This window comes from Paeniglutamicibacter sp. ZC-3, from assembly GCF_025847175.2.
In the GTDB taxonomy this organism is placed as follows: Bacteria; Actinomycetota; Actinomycetes; order Actinomycetales; family Micrococcaceae; genus Paeniglutamicibacter; species Paeniglutamicibacter sulfureus.
On the sequence record NZ_JAOYTG010000007.1, the window covers coordinates 89297 to 109286 of the forward strand.

Annotated in this window: 19 protein-coding genes and 1 riboswitch; of the genes, 10 read left to right on the forward strand and 9 right to left on the reverse strand. The window is 67.7% G+C overall.

Features of this window, described 5'->3' with window-relative positions:
- Positions 1 to 18: 18 nt before the first annotated feature.
- From aceB to OIU93_RS09735, 3 genes are all read right to left on the reverse strand, one after another.
- Positions 19 to 1656 carry a malate synthase A gene (gene aceB, locus OIU93_RS09725; RefSeq protein ID WP_264269876.1) on the reverse strand — a complete coding sequence of 546 codons (1638 nt, stop codon included), beginning with the start codon at positions 1654 to 1656 and terminating at the stop codon, positions 19 to 21.
- A 145-nt stretch (positions 1657 to 1801) separates the two neighbouring features.
- A complete protein-coding gene (gene aceA, locus OIU93_RS09730) occupies positions 1802 to 3103 on the reverse strand; it encodes an isocitrate lyase (RefSeq protein ID WP_217388804.1) in 1302 nt (433 codons plus the stop codon).
- Positions 3104 to 3496: 393 nt separating this feature from the next.
- Positions 3497 to 4150 carry a dTMP kinase gene (locus tag OIU93_RS09735; RefSeq protein ID WP_264269877.1) on the reverse strand — a complete coding sequence of 218 codons (654 nt, stop codon included), beginning with the start codon at positions 4148 to 4150 and terminating at the stop codon, positions 3497 to 3499.
- Between the two features lie 239 nt (positions 4151 to 4389).
- Between OIU93_RS09735 and OIU93_RS09740 the strand changes: the two genes are divergently transcribed.
- From OIU93_RS09740 to OIU93_RS09755, 4 genes are read left to right on the forward strand one after another with little or no spacing between them, the layout of a single operon-like run.
- Positions 4390 to 4581, forward strand: coding sequence for a hypothetical protein (locus OIU93_RS09740; protein ID WP_264269878.1), 192 nt, complete (start codon positions 4390 to 4392; stop codon positions 4579 to 4581).
- Positions 4574 to 6091: a HAMP domain-containing sensor histidine kinase gene (locus tag OIU93_RS09745; protein ID WP_264269879.1), complete on the forward strand. Its 1518-nt coding sequence runs from the start codon at positions 4574 to 4576 to the stop codon at positions 6089 to 6091. Before OIU93_RS09740 ends, OIU93_RS09745 begins: the two co-directional genes overlap by 8 nt.
- Complete coding sequence (locus OIU93_RS09750) at positions 6088 to 7665, forward strand: SLC13 family permease (protein WP_264269880.1); 1578 nt, start codon at positions 6088 to 6090, stop codon at positions 7663 to 7665. Before OIU93_RS09745 ends, OIU93_RS09750 begins: the two co-directional genes overlap by 4 nt.
- Positions 7666 to 7711: 46 nt before the next feature.
- On the forward strand, positions 7712 to 8938 hold the full coding sequence (locus tag OIU93_RS09755; RefSeq protein ID WP_264269881.1) for a glycerate kinase: 1227 nt from the start codon (positions 7712 to 7714) through the stop codon (positions 8936 to 8938).
- 60 nt (positions 8939 to 8998) lie between these two features.
- On the opposite strand, the gene OIU93_RS09760 is transcribed toward OIU93_RS09755, so the two are convergent.
- Positions 8999 to 9877, reverse strand: coding sequence for a hypothetical protein (locus tag OIU93_RS09760; protein WP_336245080.1), 879 nt, complete (start codon positions 9875 to 9877; stop codon positions 8999 to 9001).
- A 382-nt stretch (positions 9878 to 10259) separates the two neighbouring features.
- On the opposite strand from OIU93_RS09760, the gene OIU93_RS09765 reads away from it, so the two are divergent.
- From OIU93_RS09765 to cycA, 3 genes are all read left to right on the forward strand, one after another.
- Positions 10260 to 10430: a hypothetical protein gene (locus tag OIU93_RS09765; protein ID WP_217388798.1), complete on the forward strand. Its 171-nt coding sequence runs from the start codon at positions 10260 to 10262 to the stop codon at positions 10428 to 10430.
- A gap of 74 nt (positions 10431 to 10504) precedes the next feature.
- Positions 10505 to 10602, forward strand: a riboswitch (glycine riboswitch).
- A 156-nt stretch (positions 10603 to 10758) separates the two neighbouring features.
- On the forward strand, positions 10759 to 10965 hold the full coding sequence (locus OIU93_RS09770; RefSeq protein WP_264269882.1) for a hypothetical protein: 207 nt from the start codon (positions 10759 to 10761) through the stop codon (positions 10963 to 10965).
- Positions 10966 to 11020: 55 nt separating this feature from the next.
- Positions 11021 to 12502, forward strand: a complete 1482-nt coding sequence (gene cycA / locus OIU93_RS09775) for a D-serine/D-alanine/glycine transporter (protein WP_264269883.1) — start codon at positions 11021 to 11023, stop codon at positions 12500 to 12502.
- Positions 12503 to 12593: 91 nt separating this feature from the next.
- Here cycA and OIU93_RS09780 read toward each other — a convergent pair whose 3' ends face one another.
- Positions 12594 to 12968 (reverse strand): PH domain-containing protein, encoded by a 375-nt coding sequence (locus OIU93_RS09780; protein ID WP_217388796.1) that lies wholly within the window; start codon positions 12966 to 12968, stop codon positions 12594 to 12596.
- A gap of 48 nt (positions 12969 to 13016) precedes the next feature.
- Positions 13017 to 14006 carry a winged helix-turn-helix domain-containing protein gene (locus OIU93_RS09785; protein WP_264269884.1) on the reverse strand — a complete coding sequence of 330 codons (990 nt, stop codon included), beginning with the start codon at positions 14004 to 14006 and terminating at the stop codon, positions 13017 to 13019.
- 93 nt (positions 14007 to 14099) lie between these two features.
- Here OIU93_RS09785 and OIU93_RS09790 point away from each other — a divergent pair, with 93 nt between their 5' ends.
- The gene (locus tag OIU93_RS09790; protein WP_264269885.1) at positions 14100 to 14327 is read left to right on the forward strand and encodes a hypothetical protein; all 228 of its coding nucleotides are present in this window, start codon (positions 14100 to 14102) and stop codon (positions 14325 to 14327) included.
- A gap of 96 nt (positions 14328 to 14423) precedes the next feature.
- Here the strand turns inward: OIU93_RS09790 and OIU93_RS09795 are convergent, their stop codons facing one another.
- The 3 genes from OIU93_RS09795 to OIU93_RS09805 all read right to left on the reverse strand — a co-directional run bounded on the left by OIU93_RS09795 (position 14424) and on the right by OIU93_RS09805 (position 17763).
- Positions 14424 to 15254: a hypothetical protein gene (locus OIU93_RS09795; protein ID WP_264269886.1), complete on the reverse strand. Its 831-nt coding sequence runs from the start codon at positions 15252 to 15254 to the stop codon at positions 14424 to 14426.
- A 173-nt stretch (positions 15255 to 15427) separates the two neighbouring features.
- Positions 15428 to 16450 (reverse strand): LLM class flavin-dependent oxidoreductase, encoded by a 1023-nt coding sequence (locus OIU93_RS09800; RefSeq protein WP_264269887.1) that lies wholly within the window; start codon positions 16448 to 16450, stop codon positions 15428 to 15430.
- A gap of 125 nt (positions 16451 to 16575) precedes the next feature.
- Positions 16576 to 17763, reverse strand: coding sequence for a CynX/NimT family MFS transporter (locus OIU93_RS09805; RefSeq protein ID WP_264269888.1), 1188 nt, complete (start codon positions 17761 to 17763; stop codon positions 16576 to 16578).
- 208 nt (positions 17764 to 17971) lie between these two features.
- Between OIU93_RS09805 and OIU93_RS09810 the strand changes: the two genes are divergently transcribed.
- Positions 17972 to 19285 carry an MFS transporter gene (locus tag OIU93_RS09810; protein ID WP_217388791.1) on the forward strand — a complete coding sequence of 438 codons (1314 nt, stop codon included), beginning with the start codon at positions 17972 to 17974 and terminating at the stop codon, positions 19283 to 19285.
- Positions 19282 to 19962 carry a FadR/GntR family transcriptional regulator gene (locus OIU93_RS09815; protein WP_264269889.1) on the forward strand — a complete coding sequence of 227 codons (681 nt, stop codon included), beginning with the start codon at positions 19282 to 19284 and terminating at the stop codon, positions 19960 to 19962. Before OIU93_RS09810 ends, OIU93_RS09815 begins: the two co-directional genes overlap by 4 nt.
- Positions 19963 to 19990 lie beyond the last annotated feature (28 nt).

Genomic DNA, 19990 nt, shown 5'->3' on the forward strand with positions numbered 1-19990 from the left:
CCCGCCACCGAAGATCAGTTACGCTGCGGCCTTTTCCAGTGACTTGGCCTCGCGCAGGTAGCGGTTGTACGCCTGGACGGTGAGGAAGGTCGGGAAATCCTCACGCAGGGCGCATGCCTCGAAGATCTCGCGGGCATCCTCGAAGCGGTCACCCTCGAAGCGGGAGAGCTTCTCGAATTCCTCCTCGGTCATCGACTCGACCCAGGAGCGGGAAACCAGTTCACCAGTGTCGGTAATGGCTGCCTGCTGGATCCACTGCCAGATTTGCGAACGCGAGATCTCGGCGGTCGCGGCATCCTCCATGAGGTTGTGTATGGCCACGGCGCCGTTGCCGCGCAGCCAGGCTTCCATGTAGCGGATGCCTACCTCGATGTTGTTGCGGATGCCGTCCTCGGTGATCTTGCCCTCGGTGCCGGCGATGTTCAGCAGCTCCTTGTCGTCGGGGATGACGTCCTCGCGGGTCCGCTCACGCTGGTTGGGGTTGCTGCCCAGGACCGAGTCGAACACCTCGCGGGCCACCGGAACCAGGTCCGGGTGTGCCACCCACGAGCCGTCGAAGCCGTCGTTGGCCTCACGGGTCTTGTCGGCGCGGACCTTCTCGAAGGCCACCGCGTTGATTGCCTCGTCCTTGCGGTTGGGGATGAAGGCAGCCATGCCGCCGATGGCCATCGCGCCGCGTCGGTGGCAGGCACGGACCAGCTGCTCGGTGTAGGAGCGCATGAACGGGGCCGTCATGGTCACCATGCCGCGATCCGGGAGCACGAAGCGCGGGCCGCGGGAGCGGAAGTTCTTGATGATGGAGAAGATGTAGTCCCAGCGGCCGGCGTTCAGCCCGGAGGCGTGATCGCGCAGCTCGTAGAGGATCTCCTCCATTTCGAAGGCAGCGGTAATCGTCTCGATGAGCACCGTGGCGCGGATGGTGCCCTGCGGGATGCCCACCAGGTCCTGCGCCAGGACGAAGACGTCGTTCCAGAGGCGCGCCTCCAGGTGGTTTTCGATCTTCGGCAGGTAGAAGTACGGTCCGCGGCCCTGGGAGATCAGGCGCTGGGCGTTGTGGAAGAAGTGCAGTCCGAAGTCGACCAACGCACCGGAGACCGGCTTGCCGGCAACCAGGAGGTTCTTCTCCGGCAGGTGCCAACCGCGCGGGCGGACCACGATGGTGGGCAGGTCGGTGAGCTTCTCACCGGACAGCTTGTATTCCTTGCCCTCGGGAGAGGTGAAATCGATGGTGCGGTCCAGCACCGCGCGCAGGTTCAGCTGACCGTTGATGACGTTGGACCAGGTGGGCGTGGAGGAGTCCTCGAGGTCGGCCAGCCAGACCTTGGCGCCGGAGTTCAGGGCGTTGATGGCCATCTTGCGGTCGGTGGGGCCGGTGATTTCCACGCGGCGGTCCTCCAGCCCGGGGGCGATGGGTGCAACCTTCCAGGACGCGTCGTCGCGGATGGACTTGGTCTCCGGGCGGAACCTCGGGTCCGAGCCGTTGGCGATCCGGGCGCGGTTGAGCTGGCGGGTCTGCATGAGTTCCGCACGGCGTCCGTCGAAGGCCTTGTGGAGCTGCGCCAAGAAGTCCAGCGCCTGGGGCGTGAGGATCTCTTCCTGCCGGCGGACTGGGGCAGCGACCAAAGTAATACCGTTCAGGGTGATTGGATCGTTCATGGCTGTGACTCCTTCTTGAATCAAAAGTGTGTGGGTGGGAAGTGTGCCTTGATGCCGGTGGGCCAAGGCGGGGTGTGGCCCGGTGGGACCGACCGTGGTTGGTCGGCCCCACCGGTGCCGAGAGCGGGAAAGCGCCCGGGGATGTTTAGTGGAACTGTCCGGCTTCGGTGGATCCGGCCAGGGCCAGGGTCGAGGCGTTCGGGTTCAGCACGGTGGCGATGTCGTCGAAGTAGCCGGTGCCGACTTCGCGCTGGTGCTTGGTGGCTGTGTAGCCGCGTGCCTCGGAGGCGAATTCCGCTTCCTGGAGTTCGACGTAGGCGCTCATGCCGTCACGGGCGTAGCCGTGGGCGAGGTTGAACATCGAGTGGTTCAGGGCGTGGAAGCCGGCGAGGGTGATGAACTGGAAGGTGAAGCCCATGGCGCCGAGTTCGCGCTGGAACTTGGCGATCGTTGCATCGTCCAGGTGCTTCTTCCAGTTGAAGGAAGGGGAGCAGTTGTAGGAGAGCATCTGGTCCGGGAAGTCGGCCTTGACCGCCTCGGCGAACTTGCGGGCCAGTTCCAGGTCCGGGGTCCCGGTCTCCATCCAGATGAGGTCGGAGTACGGTGCGTAGGCCTTGGCCCGGGCGATGCACGGTTCGATGCCGTTGGTGACCTTGTAGAAGCCTTCGGCGGTGCGCTCGCCGGTGATGAACGGCTTGTCGCGGTCATCGACGTCCGAGGTGATCAGGGTTGCTGCCTCGGCGTCGGTGCGGGCGATGACGACCGACGGGGTTCCGGCGACGTCTGCTGCCAGGCGGGCGGCGTTCAGGGTGCGAACGTGCTGCTGGGTCGGGATGAGGACCTTGCCGCCGAGGTGGCCGCACTTCTTTTCCGAAGCGAGCTGGTCTTCCCAGTGGACGCCGGAGGCGCCGGAGGAAATCATCGACTTCATCAATTCGTAGGCATTCAGCGGGCCGCCGAAACCGGCTTCCGCGTCGGCCACGATCGGGACGAGCCAATCCTCGACGGACTTGATGCCCTCTGCGTGCTCGATCTGGTCGGCGCGAAGCAGTGCGTTGTTGATGCGGCGCACCACCTGCGGAACCGAGTTGGCCGGGTAGAGGGACTGGTCCGGGTAGGTCTGGCCGGAGAGGTTGGCGTCTGCGGCGACCTGCCAGCCGGAAAGGTAGATGGCGCGGAGGCCGGCCTTGACCTGCTGCACTGCCTGGTTGCCGGTCAGGGCGCCCAATGCGTTGGTGTATCCGCCGGACGGCGCTTCCTCGGTGAGTTGCTTCCAGAGCTTCTGCGAGCCGCGCTTGGCCAGAGTGTGCTCTTCCTGCACGGAGCCCTGGAGCTTGACGACGTCGGCTGCCGAGTAATCACGAGTGGTGCCGGACCATCGCGGGTTGCTTGCCCAATCCTCTTCGATTGCTGCGATGCGGTTCTCGGTTGAGTTTTGCTCGGTCATTGCCTTCTCCTTGCTGGATTGCCGGTTGCCGGGCCTGGATCGTCTTCGTGATCCCGGTAGGTTGTTCCGGCGTTCTTTCTGCGTAGGAACTACATTTCCGCACTTTTCCAGAGCCAGCTAGAGGGTATTGATGGAAAGATTTGCGTTTCTTCGCGAAATCTAAATTTGTGGCATCGCGCACACCAATCGGGGCCGTTAAACGAAAAATGCCACGGGCGCGGGTGGAAGACGCCGAAGAAGCCGGCGATATTCGAGGGACGGCAAGAACCTGCCATTTGTTGATGGGCAAACAGGCTGGCGGGCGCCATGCCATTCGTGCATGTTCTGAGGGAAGCAATGCCACCCGGGGCCGCTAGGGCCCGTCCATGCCGGGGTGCGTCCGGTGAAGCGGTCTCAGTCGTTGCCTGTCGCGGCCCGCCGCGTTTTGGCGGCCACCTGCCGCGGCGTACCGGTGCCGTCGATGATATGCCAGCCCCTGGCCAACGCAATCTCCAGATAAGCCTCGCGCGCCGACCGCAAATAGGAAAGGGTTTCGCTGTCCTCCCCGCGCGCAAGGATCCTGGCGTGGGCGACCTCGGCGGGGACATCAATCAGGATGACCGCATCCGGTTCCGGCAGTCGGGAGAGCAGCCACGGCAGCAGGACCCCCTGGGGCAGTCCGCGGACCGAGCGCAGCACCAGCTGGCACGCCACGTGGCGATCCATGACGGTGGTGCCGGCAAATCCCGAGGCCCGGGCGTGGGAGGCCAGGACGTTGGCCAGGCGCACGACCGACTCCAGGCGATTTGCCCACGCCGGCGTCAGTGCGGTTCCGAAGCGTCCGGCCACGCGCGACATCCAGCGGCGTCCGGCCGGGTTGCGCACTAGTTGCGCCTGCGTCCCGGATGCCTGTAGTTCGGCCGCGAGCGTTGTCCCGACCGTGGTCTTGCCCGCCCCGTCGATACCCAGCAACACCACGGTCCGGGGGCGCGACTGTTCGTTCGCGTGGGCATCGGCATGACGCGGATTCGGTAGCGTGTCGGTTGTCGTGGTCGTTGCGGGGGACATGGCTGGCAATGGGCTCCAGAGGTCGGTTGGCCGGGTTCTCTACCCGGTTCAACGGCCAGGCCGGACGAATCGATGCCAACCCCGCACTGTGCGTTGCCTGTGAATGGACGCCGCTTCCGCGACGGAGGGGTCCCACCGGCACTCCACCCCGAGCGCCCCGGTGGGACCCCGCACCGCTCTCATTTGCCTCTCACAGCTACATCATCCTGCTCTCACAAGGCATTTCTAATGTTGGGAGCATGATCCGCCGCATTCTTCTCCTGCTCGTCGTCCTGGCCGTTCCGGCCGGACTGGCGACCGCCAGCCAAGCGCTGGCCAACACCGCCAACCCTCCGCTGCCGCATCAGCATCCCATCGTCGTCGAGCTGGCATCCCCGCCGACCTCGAGCGCTCCGGCCCAGTCCAGGGGGCACGAACATGGCGATGACTGAGAACCTGGAGCGGCAGGGTTCGGCCGTGTCGGCGCGCTGGAGGATCGTTGGCTGGATCGTGCTGACCACCGCCCTGGCACTGCTCGCGGTCACCGTGACCATGCGCTCGGTCATGTCGGGACAGGTTGCCGAGGCCGCCAACGTGGGAGTCGTGCAGGAAATCGAGGAATTCCGCACTTTCGCCGCCGAGGGACTGGACCCGCGCACCGCGCGGCCCTTCACCTCGATGGAAGCGCTGATGGAGCGCTATCTTGCCCGGCAGCAGCCGCTGGCCGGCGAGGCGATCGTCGGGGTGGCCGGCGGCAGGGTGCTGGCCGCGCAGGGCCTGGCCGATGGCTCCGGCGACATCCTGGCCGGCGACGCCGCCCTGGTGGACCGGATCCTGCGCGATGCGCAGACCGCCGGGGTCTACGAAAGTGCCCACGGGACGGTGCGCTGGGGCAAGGCCGAGGCCGTTGCCGCCGGCGAACCGGCCACCATCGCGCCGGAACGCCGGGCGCACCTTCTTGTCGCCCAGTTCACCGGGGCAGCGCAGGAAGAGGCAAACCGGCAGGCAGTGCTGCTCTTCGGCGTCGCGGTGGGCGGGCTGGCGCTGACCGCCGGGATCGCCTGGCTGGTCGCCCGGCAGATCATGCGGCCAATCCGCACCGTGCGTGAAACCGCCGAGTCAATCACCGCCCACGACCTCTCCGCGCGTATCCCGGTTCAGGGCAGGGACGACCTGGCCCGTCTGGCCGAGACGCTCAACGCCATGCTCGACCGCATCGAGGGCTCGCACCTGGCGCAGCGCCACTTCATCGCCGAGGCCCGCGAACACCTCAACGAACCCCAGCGCCTGCTTGCCGCGGCACTGCGCGACCTGGTCGACGGGGATATGCCGGGGGCCGAGCGCGCCCGCATCGCCTGCGGCGCCCAGCAGCTGATCGCCCGGATGGGACAAACGCTCGCAGACCTCGACGTGCTGGCCCAAAGCGGGAATCCGGGCTTCGTGAAGCCCGCCCGTGTCCCGGTCTCAGAGGTGACCGCTGACGTTGCCGCCGAGGCGTCCAAGCCCGGCACCCACCCCGGGAGGCACTTCCGGATCGAGGAGACGGGCCGGGCCGAGGCGTGGCTGGATGCCGCCCGCATCGCCGATGCGGTGCGCCAGCTCGTTGACAACGCCGTGGCGCACACTTCCCCGGGGGACACCATCGGCATCGGATCCTCGGTCGCCGACGGCGCCGCCAGCTTCTGGGTCGCCAACCCGGGCCCGCCGCTGGACCCCGAGCGGGCCCGCGCGTTGCTTGAAAGCTACCGCAGCACCGAGGGCTCGGACCCCGGCATGGGCCTTGGCCTGGCCGTGGTCAAGGCCGTTGCCGAGGCCCACCGGGGCATCGCCTGGGTCGAATCCGGGGACGGGGCCCAGACCCGCTTCGGGCTCACCGTGCCCCTCGACGCCCTGGCGCCCGCCCGCGGCGCCGACGACGCGTTCGCCGACCGGATCGCCACCACGCTGGGGGAGGAATCATGAAGTCCACCGACACCGCCGAGACCCGGGCCGGCACCGCCGCCCCGAGCCGGTTCCGCCATGCAACGGCAGCCCCGGCCGCACCGGAGTCGGCCCCCGCGGCCCGCCCCCGGCCCATGCGCTGGAACCGCCACCGGATCTCTGGCCTGCTCACCGCCGCGCTGCTGGCCGTGTTCCTGACTTGGTGCGCCGTCAGCGCCTTCGGCCCGGCCACCGGGGCCGGAAACGCGCTGCCGGCCCACGGCGCGCTGACGCTGGCGGTCTTCGCCGTCGCGATCTGGCTGTGGATCTTTTCCCCGGTAGGTGACACCTACGTCGCGCTCGGTGCCGCACTGGTGCTGGTGCTGATGGGAGTGCTACCCGAGGACGTGCTTTTCGCCTCGCTCGGCGAGGACACCATCTGGCTGCTGCTGGCGGCGTTCGTGATTGCCGCGGGCATCACCGCCACCGGTCTGGCCACGCGGGCGGCCGCCTACATCGTTGCCGGTGCCCGAAGCCCCCGGCAGCTGGTCCACCTCACGACCGGGGTGCTGGTCGCCACCGCGTTCGCGGTGCCCTCCACCTCCGGCCGGGCGGCCCTGGCCATCCCGGTGTTCATCGCCCTGGCCCGCGCCCTGCACGAGCGCCGCCGGGTGGTGCTGGCCCTCTCCCTGGTGTTCCCCTCGGTCATCCTGCTCTCCGCGGTCGCCTCCTACCTGGGCGCCGGGGCACACCTGATCACCAGCCAGATCCTCACCGCCTCCGGGTATGAGGGCTTCTCCTTCGCCGGGTGGCTGCTCTACGGGCTGCCGCTGGCCTTCGTCTCCTCGCACCTGTGTGCCGAGCTGGTGCTCCGGCTCTTCACCCGGCCCGCGGACCGGCGGCTGCCACTGGCCGTGGGCATCGGGCAGCTGCAGGAACACTCGCCGGTTCCGCTGTCCGGGCCGCTGACGGTCGCCCAGTCCCGTGCGGCCCTGCTGGTCTGCGGCGTCGTGGTCCTCTGGTGCACCGAGCCGCTGCACCACCTGCACCCCGCCATCGTTGCCTTGCTCGGCTCGCTGCTGGTGGCCAGCCCGGGCTTCGGCTCCGTGCCCCTGGCCAAGGCGCTGAAGGCAGTGCCCTGGTCGATGCTCATCTTCATGGCCGCCACGCTGACCCTGGGCACCGCGCTGGTCGGCACCGGGGCGGCGGCCTGGCTGGCGCGCAGCGTGCTGGGCCCGGTCGACTCGCTGGGCGCCGCAGCACCGTGGTTGTTCACCGTGCTGGTGGTGTCCATGTCCGCAGCTGCGCACCTGGTCATCCAGTCGCGCTCGGCCCGCTCCGCGGTGCTGATCCCGCTGGTCGTCTCCCTGGCCCCGGGCCTGGGGGTCAACGCGGTCGCGATCGCCTTCGCCTCCACCGCCGCGGCCGGCTTCTGCCACACGCTGACCAGCAGTGCGAAGCCCGTCAACCTGTTCTCCGACATCGAGGGAGTAACGACCTACGAACCCGCGGACCTGCTGCGGCTCAGCGCAGTGCTGGGCCCGGTCATGGTCGCCCTGGTGCTGGTCTTCGCCCTCTGGATCTGGCCGGCCATGGGCCTGCCGCTCTTCCTCTAGCCACACACCCACCCCCAATACCTTCCCCAATAGTTAAGGAACCACCATGTCCAACGCCCTGCCCCGCCGCATCCTCGTTGCCCCCTCCGGATTCAAGGAATCCCTCGACGCCGCCGCCGTCGCCCAGGCCATCGGCGCCGGCGTCCGCCGCGCCCTGCCCGGCGCGGTGGTCAAGGCCGTCCCGATCGCCGACGGAGGGGAAGGCACCGCCGAGACCCTCGCCTGCGCCACCGGCGGCAGGCTGGTCCCGGCCCGGGTCACCGGCCCCGTCGGGGAACCGGTCGACTCCCACTACGCGATGCTTGGGGGCGAGGCCGCCGGCACGGCCGTGGTCGAGATGGCCGCGGCCGCCGGGCTGCGCCTGGTCCCGCGCGACCAGCGCGACCCCGGGGTGACCACCAGCCGCGGCGTCGGCGAACTCATCGCCGCGGCGATCGATGCCGGCGCGCAGAAGGTGCTCGTCGGCTGCGGCGACTCCGGAACCTCCGACGGCGGCATGGGCGCGCTGCAGGGACTCGGCGTGCGGATCCTTGACGCCGCCGGGCGCGAGGTCCCGGCCGGCGGCAACCACCTGTCGCGCATCGACCGGCTGGATTTGGCCGGACTGCACCCGGCCATTGCCGCGGGCACCGTGGAAATCACCCTGGCCCTAAACCAGCACAACGTGCTCACCGGAAAGCGCGGGGTGGCCCGCGTCTTCGGCCCGCAGAAGGGCGCCACCCCCGAGCAGGTCGAGGCCATGTCCGCCGGATTCGAGCACTGGGCGGCGGTGCTCCGCCGCGATGCCCTGGACTCCGCCCGGGACACCGACTTCGCGAACGCCCCGGGAACCGGCGCCTCCGGCGGGCTCGGCGCCGGGCTTGCCGCCCTCGGGGCGGTGCTGATGCCGCGCTTCGAGGCGATCCTGGACTCCGGCCTGGCCGGCATCGACCTGGACGGGCTGCTGCGCGGCGCGGACCTGGTGATCACCGCCGAAGGGGCCATCGACTTCCAGACGCCCCGGGGCAAGGTCCCCGCCGAGGTCGCGCGCCGCGCGGCGCTGCACGGGGTGCCCGTGGTGGCGCTGGCCGGGACGCTGGGCAAGGGCTGCCGCGACGTCCACGACATCGGGATCGACGCGATCGCCTCCATCGTCCCGATCCCGATGACCCTGCAGGAGGCCGTGGACGACGGGGAGCGCCTGCTCATCGAGGCGGCCGAGCGCTTCATGCGCACCATCATCCTGGGTGCATCCATGGCGGCGGCCCGGCTGAGCCCGCGCGACGCCGGGTAGCGGACGCCCCCAGCAGGTACGCCCACCTCGCGCCGGCGGAGCGGTGCCCTGTGCATTGCTCTACAAGACGTAGGGCGTGCGGCCCTCTTCAGTGTCATCCGCGGGGTTGAAAAGTGACTCGAGCTCGGAAATGAGCTGGTTTGCGCGTTCCGGTTGAGTGCCCGCGCCGGCCTGTGAACGCAACTGGTCGAAGAGCAGGGGGAGCTGAAGTACGCGTTGTTCCGCGTCCCAAGACTCCCGCCATTCCGCATTGTCCTCGAACCGGTTGCCCTCCGCGAAGATTAGGTACTCGACGTCGTCGACGCGTAGCTCTTGACCCGGTTCGCCACCGAGTCCGGCAGACCATTCATTGAGACTCTCCAGAAACATGCGGTAGCTCGGGGCATGCCAGAAATCGACGATCAGCGGGCGATTCGGTACATGGGTCCGGAACCACCGGTACACGACGGCATCCATTACCGGTGCTGGCCGGTGTTTTGTGTCTTGCGCGGTAAGAAAATAGATGTATTTCGTCCCGAACGCGGGTCCAAGCCATTTCAAATAGGAGCGGGACTGTCGCCGACGGTCGGCGATCAGTTCGAAGGCAGCGAGACCGCCAGCTTGCTTCGCTTCCTGAGCTACCTCAAGGAGCTCTGATTTTGCCTCGGCGCGCTCTAGGACTCGTCGAGTCCGAAACGGTCCGTATCCGACGGGACCATATCCCCAGAGCATCGAGAGCAAGAAGACCTGCACCGCTGTGTCCTCGTCGACGACATCCGGGGCCGCCGCGATGGCCTGAGTTCGGTCCATGCGGTCTGTTCCTAAGGACGCCAGGAATGACGCATATTCAGGGAGATGCCGGGACCAAGATTCGGTGTTCCAGCGTGATTGGGCCTGCGTTGGTCGGCCAGCGAGATCCCAGCGGTGAAAGGTCTGGATCAGGACTTCGGGGACTGTCATGTACTTAGCCAAGCACACGGAGGTGAACAGGGTTTGGGCCTCGTCTCTTGGAGGTATCTTGCGCTCGGTTCCGAGGATGGCGCGATCATTGCGCCCCGTTGACCGAGGCGGCTCCACCTATGACTTACCAAACCACGTCGATGAGAAAGACCCTACGATACGTAGGTAACCGAAGCGAACGACGCGGTGTCCCGGCTGCCCGCCTGAGGGGACGGAGCCGACATTCCCCGGAGACGGTCCTTTTGTGTCCGCCCACGTGGAACTCTTCTTCTTGAGGATCGCCGTCTCGTGAAACGTGCACGAAACACGTGCTGGACGACCGTTACAGGGCGGAAACGCGAACGAAAATGGCCCGGCATTCCGGGTTGTTAGCGTGGCACACATGACACAGACAACCAGGCCGCAAGCAGCGCCCGATTCCGCCGGTGCGGCGGTCGCAACCATCAAGGAATCCGTCAAGGACCGCGCCGTCGGCCTCGCCCATGAAGATGACGAATCCCCGTTGGCGTACCCGGCCCACGTCAGAATGACATTTTTCGACCCTGCGCTGTAATGAAAGTTTCTGCGGTTTGCACCACGGGAGAACTTTCACGTAGATTGTGACAGCAGTCACAACAAAATCGCCGTTGACGCGTGGCGGGAGAGTCCCGTTCACACCATGGACGGGCGCCGTAGGAGCAATTCCTCCCCAGGAAACTCTCAGGCACCCGTACCGCCACGAAGAGGCGAATCTGGAAAGAAGCACGGTTACGTTCGTGCTCACCGAAGGAGCAAGTCCCGACCCCTTGCGGGCCGGGATGGAAACTCTCAGGTACGTCAACAGATTGGGGAGGATCCAAGAACAGTGCGGCCTGGCCCGCGCTCGATTCGGGAGTTCCTCCATGACGCCAACCACCCACGCCACTGCCCGGTCGCCCTTCGGCGCGCCCGCCGGCCTGTCCCGTGAATCCGCGCAGCGGAATCACCGGCTTGCCGCGCGCCGCGCCGAATGGCCCTCCTGCAAGTGCGCCGGCCTGGGAATGGTTGCCTCGGAGAACACCGTGAAGGCCCCACTCCAGGGCCTCGCCACCGTCGGCGACATCCGTTAGGGAGTCGTCAATGGCACGCCACCGAAGCACCGGCACCAATCTGGAAGGCAACAGCATGAGCAAGAACAGTTCCGCGCCCCACCTCGAACGTGGGCTCTCCAACCGCCACATCCAACTGATCGCGATCGGCGGGGCCATCGGCACCGGCCTGTTCATGGGCTCCGGAAAGACCATTGCGGTGGCCGGGCCGTCTGTCATCTTCGTGTACATGATCATCGGCTTCATGCTTTTCTTCGTGATGCGCGCGATGGGCGAATTGCTGCTGAGCAACACCAACTACAAGAACTTCTCCGACTTCGCCGGGGACATCCTGGGCCCGTGGGCCGCATTCTTCACCGGCTGGACCTACTGGTTCTGCTGGGTGGTCACCGGCATCGCCGACGTCGTGGCGATCTCCCACTATGTGGCGTTCTGGTGGAAGGACCTGCCGCTATGGATCCCCGCCGTGGCCTGCATCCTGTTGCTCGTGGCGCTCAACTTGCCGAGCGTTAAGAACTTCGGCGAAACCGAGTTCTGGTTCGCCCTGGTCAAGATCGTCGCCATCGGCGCACTGATCGTCGTCGGCCTGGTCATGATCATCACCGGCTTCGAAAACAACGGCGCCACCGCCTCCTTCGCGAACCTCTGGAGCGACGGCGGGATGTTCCCGACCGGCTTCATGGGCTTCGTCGCCGGCTTCCAGATCGCCGTGTTCGCATTCGTCGGCATCGAGCTGGTGGGCACCACCGCCGCCGAGACCAAGGACCCGGAGAAGACCCTGCCCAAGGCGATCAACTCCATCCCGGTCCGCATTCTCTTCTTCTACGTCGGTGCCCTGGTCATCCTCATGGCGGTGCAGCCGTGGAAGCTGTTCAGCGCCGCGGAATCCCCCTTCGTGGGCATGTTCGCCATGGCCGGCCTGGCCGGGGCGGCAGGCGTGATCAACTTCGTGGTGCTCACCTCCGCGACCTCCAGCGCGAATTCAGGGATCTACTCGACCTCCCGCATGATGCACGGGCTGGCCGAGGAAGGCGACGCCCCCAAGGGTTTCGCGAAGCTCTCCCGCACCAAGGTCCCGCGCAACGCGCTGCTGTTCTCCTGCATGTTCCTGCTCGCCGGGGTGGCGCTGCTTTACGCAGAGGGCGGCGTGGCCGAGGCCTTCACCCTGGTCACCACCATCTCGGCCCTGTGCTTCATGTTCGTCTGGTCGATCATCCTGATCAGCTACCTGGTCTACCGCAAGCGCCGCCCGCAGCTGCACGCGGCCAGCAAGTTCAAGATGCCCGGCGGAACGTTCATGCCCTACGTGGTGCTGGCCTTCTTCGGCTTCATCCTTTGGGCATTGACCACGCAGGCCGACACCCTCTCCGCGCTGCTCTTCACCCCGATCTGGTTTGTGGGACTGGGGATCGGCTACGCGATCCTGCGAAGCAAGCCGAAGCACGCCGAGCTGCGTGCCATGCACGGAGCCAAGGTCGCCCAGGAGCGCATGCTCGCCGCGTCATTCAACGCCGGCCCGGCCGTCGAGGCGGAGCAGAAGGAGCCTGCCGCGCGATGACGCCGGGCGCCACCGGGCGCCTGCTTAGCCGGAAAGGCCTCGGGGCCGCCCCCAAAAGGGCGGCCCCGAGGCCTTTCCGGCTGTTGTTGGCTTAGAGGACGTGGGAGGCGACGAGCTGCGAGAGGGCGCGCACGTCCACCTTTCCCTTGAACTCCAGGCGGACCTTGCCCAGGCCGCTGAACCACAAATCCAGCTCGGCGTCGAGATCGAAGGTTCCGGCGGTTTCCACGGAGAACGACTGGACCTTGGAATACGGCAGCGACGTGTAGTCGCGCTTCTTGCCCGTGAGGCCCTGGATGTTCACCGCGACGAGCCGCTTGTTGGTGAAAACCACGTAGTCGCGCACGCCCTTGAAGGCGGCCAGCAGCTCCTCGCCCTGGACAAAGAGGGGAGTCACCTCCCCCGCGACGTCCTCGGGGTTGCAGGGGCTGAGCTTGAACACGGAGGCGTTGTTGAAATCGATCATGACCCGACCCTACCCAGCCGCGGGGACAGTGAGGGCGTTGCGGCGGGGCTACGCGCGGGCGAGCAGGTCCTCGCCCAGGCCGGCGCGCCGGTAGAAGACCTCGCGGCCCGCACGGATGGTGTCGGTGAGACCGGAGGCGGCCATCACTTTCAGGTGCCCGTTGACGGTTCCCGCGGCCAGGTCCAGGACGCAGGCCAGCTGGGTGGTGGTCATGGGCAGGTCGAGCTGGGCCAGGATCTGTGCCCGAGTGTGCCCGAGCAGCTGTGCCACCGGGGAGTCCTTGACCTCGCGGGTGTTTTCCCAGAGCCGGCCGACGCCGCGCGGGGCGTAGGTCAGCGTGGGGACAAACGGATCGACGTCCAGCACCAGGGTGCGCGGCCAGACGAATGCGCTGGGAACCAGGATCAGCCCGTTGCCCGGGGAGGCGTGGTGGCTGCCGTCGCAGTTGGCGGTGACCTCGATGCCGTCGGGCGTCAGGCGCACATTGGGGTGCAAGGTGTTGAAGACCTGGTGGATGCCGTGCTCGGCCAGCAGGGCCAGCCTGTAGTCAAGGTCCGCCAGCAGCATGGCGCGCAGTCGCGGCCAGAACGGCTCAACGGCGGTTTCCCAGTACCAGCGCAGGGCCGCAACGATGCGCGCGATTTCGGATAGCGGATCGTCACGGATTGCCCGCACCGTTTTCATGCGGTTTTCTTCCAACCCGGTGGCGAACAGGTAGTCGAGGTCGCGGACCCACAACTCCGGCGGAACGGCGCCAACCGCGGCAAGGCCCGCCTCGAAGGTGTCCTGCCGCAGGGGAGTGGGGGTGAGGGAATCGGCGATGTAGCCGGTGGGGCGGATCAACGTGGTCAGCAACCGCAGATGGTCCTGTTTCTGCGGATCGCGCGAGGCAAGAATGCGTCTGGTGGCATCGCTGATCCAGGGTCGGTGCATCCGGGTGCCCAGCTGGAGGGCACGCACGCTGGTGACCGTTTCCCACAGGGGCGAGATGGTGAATCGCACCCGGGTCAGGTCCTCGGCCGACAGGCTGATCTGCATGTCAATCAGTCTAGGCTCGCGGACGTCCCGGGGTAAGGATTCGGAAATACCCGAATGGTGGCCGATCGGCGCCGGCGGTTTCAGGATGGACGCATGAGCATCTCAACCGATACATTCACTGCCCGACCACTCTTCGACAATCCTGCCAAGGGCAGGCACCTGGCCCGCAGGAGGACGGCGCGAACCGCTGCACACGCGGCCCCGCGGCACCGCATGGCCGCCACTCTCTGGCGCACCTCGCCGCTGCAGGAGGAGCAGCTGCGCGAGAACCGCGAGCGCGCCTGGATCCAGCTTTCCCAGGTCGTCGCCGGGCGGTTCTGAGCCGAATCGCGCTCGTCCCCCGGCGGGAATCTCGCGGCGATCGGCTGTCCGGCCGCGCGGGAAGCGCTGCTCCGGCTGCCGCCATCGGCCTCTGAGCTACTCGGCGTCCGGAGTCCACATCCTCCGTGATTCGAGATACCAGAAGTAGGCAAACAACGCGATCTCATACCATTCGACCAGAAAGGCCGCCTGCCTGATCCCGACGGCCGAGAGCACCGGCCACGCGACGACACCGAGAACCATGAGGACCAGCAGCCCGCCATAGTGGCGCCCGCGCCCGCCACTGGTGTCGGTGCTTCCCAGTCGGTCGCTGCCCAGGTGACTGGCGATCGCGATGGCCATGCTGCCGATCAGCAGCAGCGTTGCAGCAAGGTGGACGCCCACGAACTCCTTGCCCTCCCACGTCCGCCACGCCAGCAGCGCCAGGAATCCCGCCAGCAGGACCGAGCTCGCCATTGTCAGGGCCCGCGTCCACCCGCTCTGCAGCAGAATCGCCGGTGCCCAGGTCATGGTCTTCCAGTCGAGCCACATGAAGACCGCCGCAACGACAACCACCGCAATGACGGCGACCTGAATCGAGCGAACCAGCGCCTCGCGATCGGCGGGCGCGAGCCCGGCGAGGGTTTCGTCCAGTCGGGTGGGCACGAGGGCCACGAACACCGCGTAAAAGCCGGCGAGGTTGAGCGCGTAATTCTCCAGCGGCGGGCCCTTGTAGACGACCAGCAAGACTCCGATGGTCACCAGCATCGCGACGAAGAGGTCCCTGGCGGGCCCGAGGTAGTAGGAGCTGATCGAGTCCTCGACCCGCCCGGTCGTCAGCCCGTAGACAAGGATGGCAACCACAAGGAGCAACGGGACGACCAGCAGCATGAGCCGCAGGTAACGCAGTGTTTCCTGGCCCTGTGATAGCCCCTGGACGGTATTCATGTTTGCAGCCATGCCTGATTGTGCATCGGGTGGAGCCGTTTGGCCAGGCGGCGCGCGGAGGCGGAACCTGCCTCCCGTGAAGGCCTTACGGACTTGGAAAGAGGAAGGTGCGCGAGCGGAAAACCTGTTCCGCTCGCGCACCTTCGCCGGCACGGGGCCGTGGGGCCAGGGGGTTAGCGCCAGCCGAGCTCCGGTGCCACGTGCGTCAGGATCGCGTCGATGACGTGCGCGTTGTACTCGACGCCGAGCTGGTTCGGGACCGTGAGCAGCAGGGTGTCGGCGGCGGCGATCGCCTCGTCCTCGGCCAACTTCGCAACGAGCTCGTCGGGTTCCCCGGCGTAGGACTTGCCGAAGACCGCGCGGGTCTTGGCATCGATGTTGCCCACCTGGTCCGAGCTGTGGCGGTCGCGGCCGAAGTACTGCCAGTCGCGTTCGTCAGTCAGCGCGAAGATGCTGCGGCTGACCGAGACGCGCGGCTCCCGCGGGTGCCCGGCTTCCTTCCAGATCTGCCGGTAGAGCTCGATCTGCTCGGCCTGCTGGACGTGGAAGGGCTTGCCGGACTCGTCGTCCTTGAGCGTGGAGCTTTGCAGGTTCATGCCGAGCTTTGCGGCCCAGACGGCCGTGGCGTTGGAGCCGGAGCCCCACCAAATGCGCTCGCGCAGGCCCTCGGAGTGCGGCTCCACGCGCAGCAGGCCCGGAGGATTCGGGAACATCGGGTTTGGGTTCGGCTCCGCGAAGCCGTCGCCGGTCAGCACCTCGAGCAGGCGCTCGGTATGCCGGCGGCCCATCTCGGCGTCGGATTCGCCCTCTGCAGGGGAGAAGCCGAAGTGGCGCCACCCGTCGATGACCTGCTCGGGTGAACCACGGCTAATGCCCAGCTGCAACCGGCCACCGGAGATGAGGTCGGCCGCGCCGGCATCCTCGGCCATGTAGAGCGGGTTCTCGTAGCGCATGTCGATCACGCCGGTGCCGATCTCGATGCGGCTGGTCCGCGCGCCGATTGCGGCCAGCAGCGGGAACGGGGAGGCATGTTGCTGGGCGAAGTGGTGGACGCGGAAGTAGGCGCCGTCGGCGCCGAGCTCCTCGGCGGCAACCGCAAGGTCGATCGCCTGCAGCAGTGCGTCCGACGCGCTGCGGGTGCCCGACTGCGGGTGGTCGGTCCAATGGCCAAATGACAGGAATCCGATGTTCTTCACACCCGTGGCCAACGCGGCGGGCGCGGTTTGTATTCCTCATGGAGGTTCGGGAATGGGGGACTGACAGGCAACGCCGGGTGCAGGCCGAGGCGGTGTGGAGCCTCTTGGCGTCGGGTGCCGGGGGTTCAGCGCCGGTCCGCGAGCCGCACGGCCAACAACGACCCGACGGTGAAGGCGAGGGTCGCCGCGAGCACCAGGAACAGCGGCGCGGTCCAGGACCCGGTGCTGCTGTTGAGCCAGCCGGCCAGCGGCGGGGCGCAGGTCGCGGCGAGGTAGCCGCCGGCCTGGATCCGGGCGGACGCGGAGGCAGTGTCGGCATTGTTGTGGGCGACGCGGGGGATGATCGAGAAGATTGCGGTGAACCCGCCGCCCTGCGCTATGCCGCCGATGACGGCCCAGAGCACGAAGGCCTCGGGGGCAGCCAGGAGACCGATCGGCAGGGTGACCCAGCACAGGGCGACGACGGCGGTGGCTATCCAAAGTCTTGTCCTCGCGGCCAGCAGCGGCACCCCGAACGCCCCGATGACGGCGGCGATCTGGAACAGCGAGGCAGTTGCGCCGGAGGAGGTCGGGGCCAGCCCCCGGGTGTCGGAGAGCAGCAGGGGCAGCCAGGCGGTGGTGGCGTAGTAGGCGGCAGACTGGCCGCAGAAGGCCAACACCAGCAGGGCGACGACGCGCCGGAAGTGCGCCCGGTCCGTGGAAGTGCGTACCGTGGCCGCGGTCGCCCCGGGGCCGTTGCGGGAGCTTCCGGCCGTGGATTCGCGGGGTGCCTCGGGTGCGGGCCCGGGGGCGGCCACCTGACGCGCCCGCCGTTGGCGCAACAGCCAGTAGGCCAGCCCGGCGGCCGTCACCAGCCCCCATGCCGCGATTGCCCAGCGCCAGCCAAGCAGTGCTGCCAGCGGTGCGGTGCCCAGCAGCGTGGCCATGGATCCGATGTTCATGGTGGCCGAGTAGGCGCCGGTGACGGCGGAGATTCTTTTGAAGGGCACGTCCCGGCGGATCAGGACGGGGACGGCGATGTTTCCCAGGGTCATGGCGGCGCCGATCAGCACGGTTCCTGCCAGCACCACCGAGGCCGGGCCGAGAGAGCGCAGAACGGTTCCGGCAAGCACTCCGGCCAGGCACAGGATGATCGTGGTCTCCGGGCCGAAGCGGCGGATGCTCCGCGTGGCCAGCGGGGTCGCGAGCGCAAACAGCAGCACCGGCAGCCCGGTCAGCAGGCCTGCCCCGACGGCCGTCAGCCCGGTGTCGGAGGTGATGTCCGTGATCACCGCGGTGGGCGCGATGATTGGCGCGCGCAGGCTCAACGCCACGACCACGATGCCGGCGATGACCCACGGCAGTGCCGCGGGCAGTGCTGGGTGGCGATGCGTGGCGGGCTCCTTTTGGTTTGCGGGACGCTGTGGCCAATGCGCGCCAAGGTCCCGCAGCCAGCCTATCGGAGCCTTCGACGGCCGTACCGGTCCGTGGTTAAGGCCACGGGATTCGCCGTAACAAACATCAGACGTCTAATGTTTAATCATGAGTTCAGAGACCACCCGGCACCCGCCCCTTCCACCGCAGGCCATCGAAGATGCCGCCGGCGCATTGGCAGGGGTCGAGTCAGCCGCAGGCGCGCCGGCGGCCGGACCCGTGCCCGCGACGCGAAAGCGCTGGGTCATCGGGGCGTTGACGGTGGCCGCGGTGGTCCTGGTCGGCCTGAACCTGCGCGCGGCGATTGCCTCCGCGGCGCCGCTCTTCCACGACCTCGAACAACTGCTGGGCTACGGAACCGTCGTGGCCTCGCTGCTGCCCACGATCCCGGTGCTCTGCTTTGCATTCGCCGGGGCCGGCACCGCCTGGCTGGTCAAGCACACCGGACTCGAACGGGCGATCGGGCTGGCCCTGCTGCTGCTTACCCTGGGCCTGGCCGTGCGTGCCTTCGAGTCCACCTGGCTGCTACTGGCCGGCACCGTGCTCGGCATGTCCGGGCTGGCCATCTGCAACGTGGCCATGCCCTCCTTCATCCGGGAGCACCACGCAAGCAGGTCCGCGGCCATGACCGCCACCTACACCGTCACCATGTCGGTGGGCGCAACCACCGCCGCTGCCCTGAGCGTGCCGGTCGCCGCGCGCTTGGGCTCGCCGACGCTCGGGCTTGCGGCCTGGGCGATCCCCGCGGCACTCGCGTTGCTGGTCTTCCTGCCGCTGGCCATCCGGGGGAGCCGCACCGTCGGACCCGCGGGACCACACGTCTCCCCGTGGCCCATGCTGGCCACCCGCAGGGGCCTGCTGTTCACCTCGACCTTCGCCGTGCAGTCGATGCTGGTGTACACGCTGTTGAGCTGGCTGCCGCACATCCTCATCTCGCGCGGATCGGACGCCGCCACCGCGGGCTTCATGCTGGGCCTGGTCCAGGCGGTCAGCATCCCCACCGTGTTGCTCATGCTGTGGATGGCCTCGAAGCCGCGGCTGTTGCGTGCCGCATTCATCCTGACCTGCGGGTGCGCCGTCGCCGGGTTCACCTCCCTGCTGCTGCTCCCGGTCGCGTTCTCGGTGATCCCGGCGATCCTCACCGGCATGGGGCTCGGCATCTTCCCGCTGTTGATGCTGATGATCAGCCGCAGCGGCGAGAGCGCAGCCGAAACCACTGCACTGTCGACCCTTGCCCAATCGGTCGGTTACCTGGTGGCCGCCGCCGGACCGTTCGGGCTCGGACTGTTGCAGGGTGTACTGGGTTCCTGGACGGTTCCGCTGGCGATCCTCGTCGGAATCACCTTGGTGCAGTTCGTCCTGGGGTACCGGCTGGGCGGAATCGGGCGGAAGCCGAACGTCCCCGTGGAGGTGCGGGCATGAACGTCCCAGGGGTGAGGCCGCCGTTGGCCGACGAGGTTGTTGCCCGGCTGCGCGAGGCCGTCGCGTCGGGCCGCTGGGGCGTGGGGGATAAAATCCCGTCCGAACCCGAGCTCATTGCCGAATTCGGGGTCTCCCGCGGAACCTTGCGCGAGGCGATCAAGGCGTTGGCCCATGCCGGATTGTTCGAGGTGCTGCGCGGGGACGGGACCTATGTGAGGGCCACCAGCGAGATCAGCGGCACCGCACAGCGGGTCTTTCGCGAACACGCGGACGAGGACGTGCTCCAGGTGCGCTTCGCCCTGGACACCCAGGCCGCCAGGCTCGCCGCGGGCTCGGCCGACACCGCAGTGGTCGCCGAACTCCGCTCGCTTCTGGCGCGACGGCGTGAGTCCTGGGAATCCGGGGACTACGCAGCCTGGTCGGCCGCGGACTGGGAATTCCACTTGCGCGTGGTGGAGGCCTCGGGGAACACGCTGCTTCACGAGCTTTACGAAAGCTTCGGCGACGTCTTCCATGGGACGAAGATGGTCCAGCGGCTCGAGGCCGGGTTTGATGGTTGCCTTGCCACCGGCCACGAGGAGCTGCTCGAGGCGATCGAGGCGGGGGACGGCGAGGCCGCGGTGCGCACCGTCATCGCGAACCTCGACTATTGCATGGGATGGATGCCCGGGAGGTAGCCGCAAAACGCCGGCGGTGCGCCGCGGC

Bases quoted from the DNA above. Each gene is read 5' to 3' on its own strand.
- aceB (WP_264269876.1), bottom strand. From the start codon at position 1,656: ATGAACGATCCAATCACCCTGAACGGTATTACTTTGGTCGCTGCCCCA.
- aceA (WP_217388804.1), bottom strand. From the start codon at position 3,103: ATGACCGAGCAAAACTCAACCGAGAACCGCATCGCAGCAATCGAAGAG.
- OIU93_RS09735 (WP_264269877.1), bottom strand. From the start codon at position 4,150: ATGTCCCCCGCAACGACCACGACAACCGACACGCTACCGAATCCGCGT.
- OIU93_RS09740 (WP_264269878.1), top strand. From the start codon at position 4,390: ATGATCCGCCGCATTCTTCTCCTGCTCGTCGTCCTGGCCGTTCCGGCC.
- OIU93_RS09745 (WP_264269879.1), top strand. From the start codon at position 4,574: ATGACTGAGAACCTGGAGCGGCAGGGTTCGGCCGTGTCGGCGCGCTGG.
- OIU93_RS09750 (WP_264269880.1), top strand. From the start codon at position 6,088: ATGAAGTCCACCGACACCGCCGAGACCCGGGCCGGCACCGCCGCCCCG.
- OIU93_RS09755 (WP_264269881.1), top strand. From the start codon at position 7,712: ATGTCCAACGCCCTGCCCCGCCGCATCCTCGTTGCCCCCTCCGGATTC.
- OIU93_RS09760 (WP_336245080.1), bottom strand. From the start codon at position 9,877: ATGACAGTCCCCGAAGTCCTGATCCAGACCTTTCACCGCTGGGATCTC.
- OIU93_RS09765 (WP_217388798.1), top strand. From the start codon at position 10,260: ATGACACAGACAACCAGGCCGCAAGCAGCGCCCGATTCCGCCGGTGCG.
- OIU93_RS09770 (WP_264269882.1), top strand. From the start codon at position 10,759: ATGACGCCAACCACCCACGCCACTGCCCGGTCGCCCTTCGGCGCGCCC.
- cycA (WP_264269883.1), top strand. From the start codon at position 11,021: ATGAGCAAGAACAGTTCCGCGCCCCACCTCGAACGTGGGCTCTCCAAC.
- OIU93_RS09780 (WP_217388796.1), bottom strand. From the start codon at position 12,968: ATGATCGATTTCAACAACGCCTCCGTGTTCAAGCTCAGCCCCTGCAAC.
- OIU93_RS09785 (WP_264269884.1), bottom strand. From the start codon at position 14,006: ATGCAGATCAGCCTGTCGGCCGAGGACCTGACCCGGGTGCGATTCACC.
- OIU93_RS09790 (WP_264269885.1), top strand. From the start codon at position 14,100: ATGAGCATCTCAACCGATACATTCACTGCCCGACCACTCTTCGACAAT.
- OIU93_RS09795 (WP_264269886.1), bottom strand. From the start codon at position 15,254: ATGAATACCGTCCAGGGGCTATCACAGGGCCAGGAAACACTGCGTTAC.
- OIU93_RS09810 (WP_217388791.1), top strand. From the start codon at position 17,972: ATGAGTTCAGAGACCACCCGGCACCCGCCCCTTCCACCGCAGGCCATC.
- OIU93_RS09815 (WP_264269889.1), top strand. From the start codon at position 19,282: ATGAACGTCCCAGGGGTGAGGCCGCCGTTGGCCGACGAGGTTGTTGCC.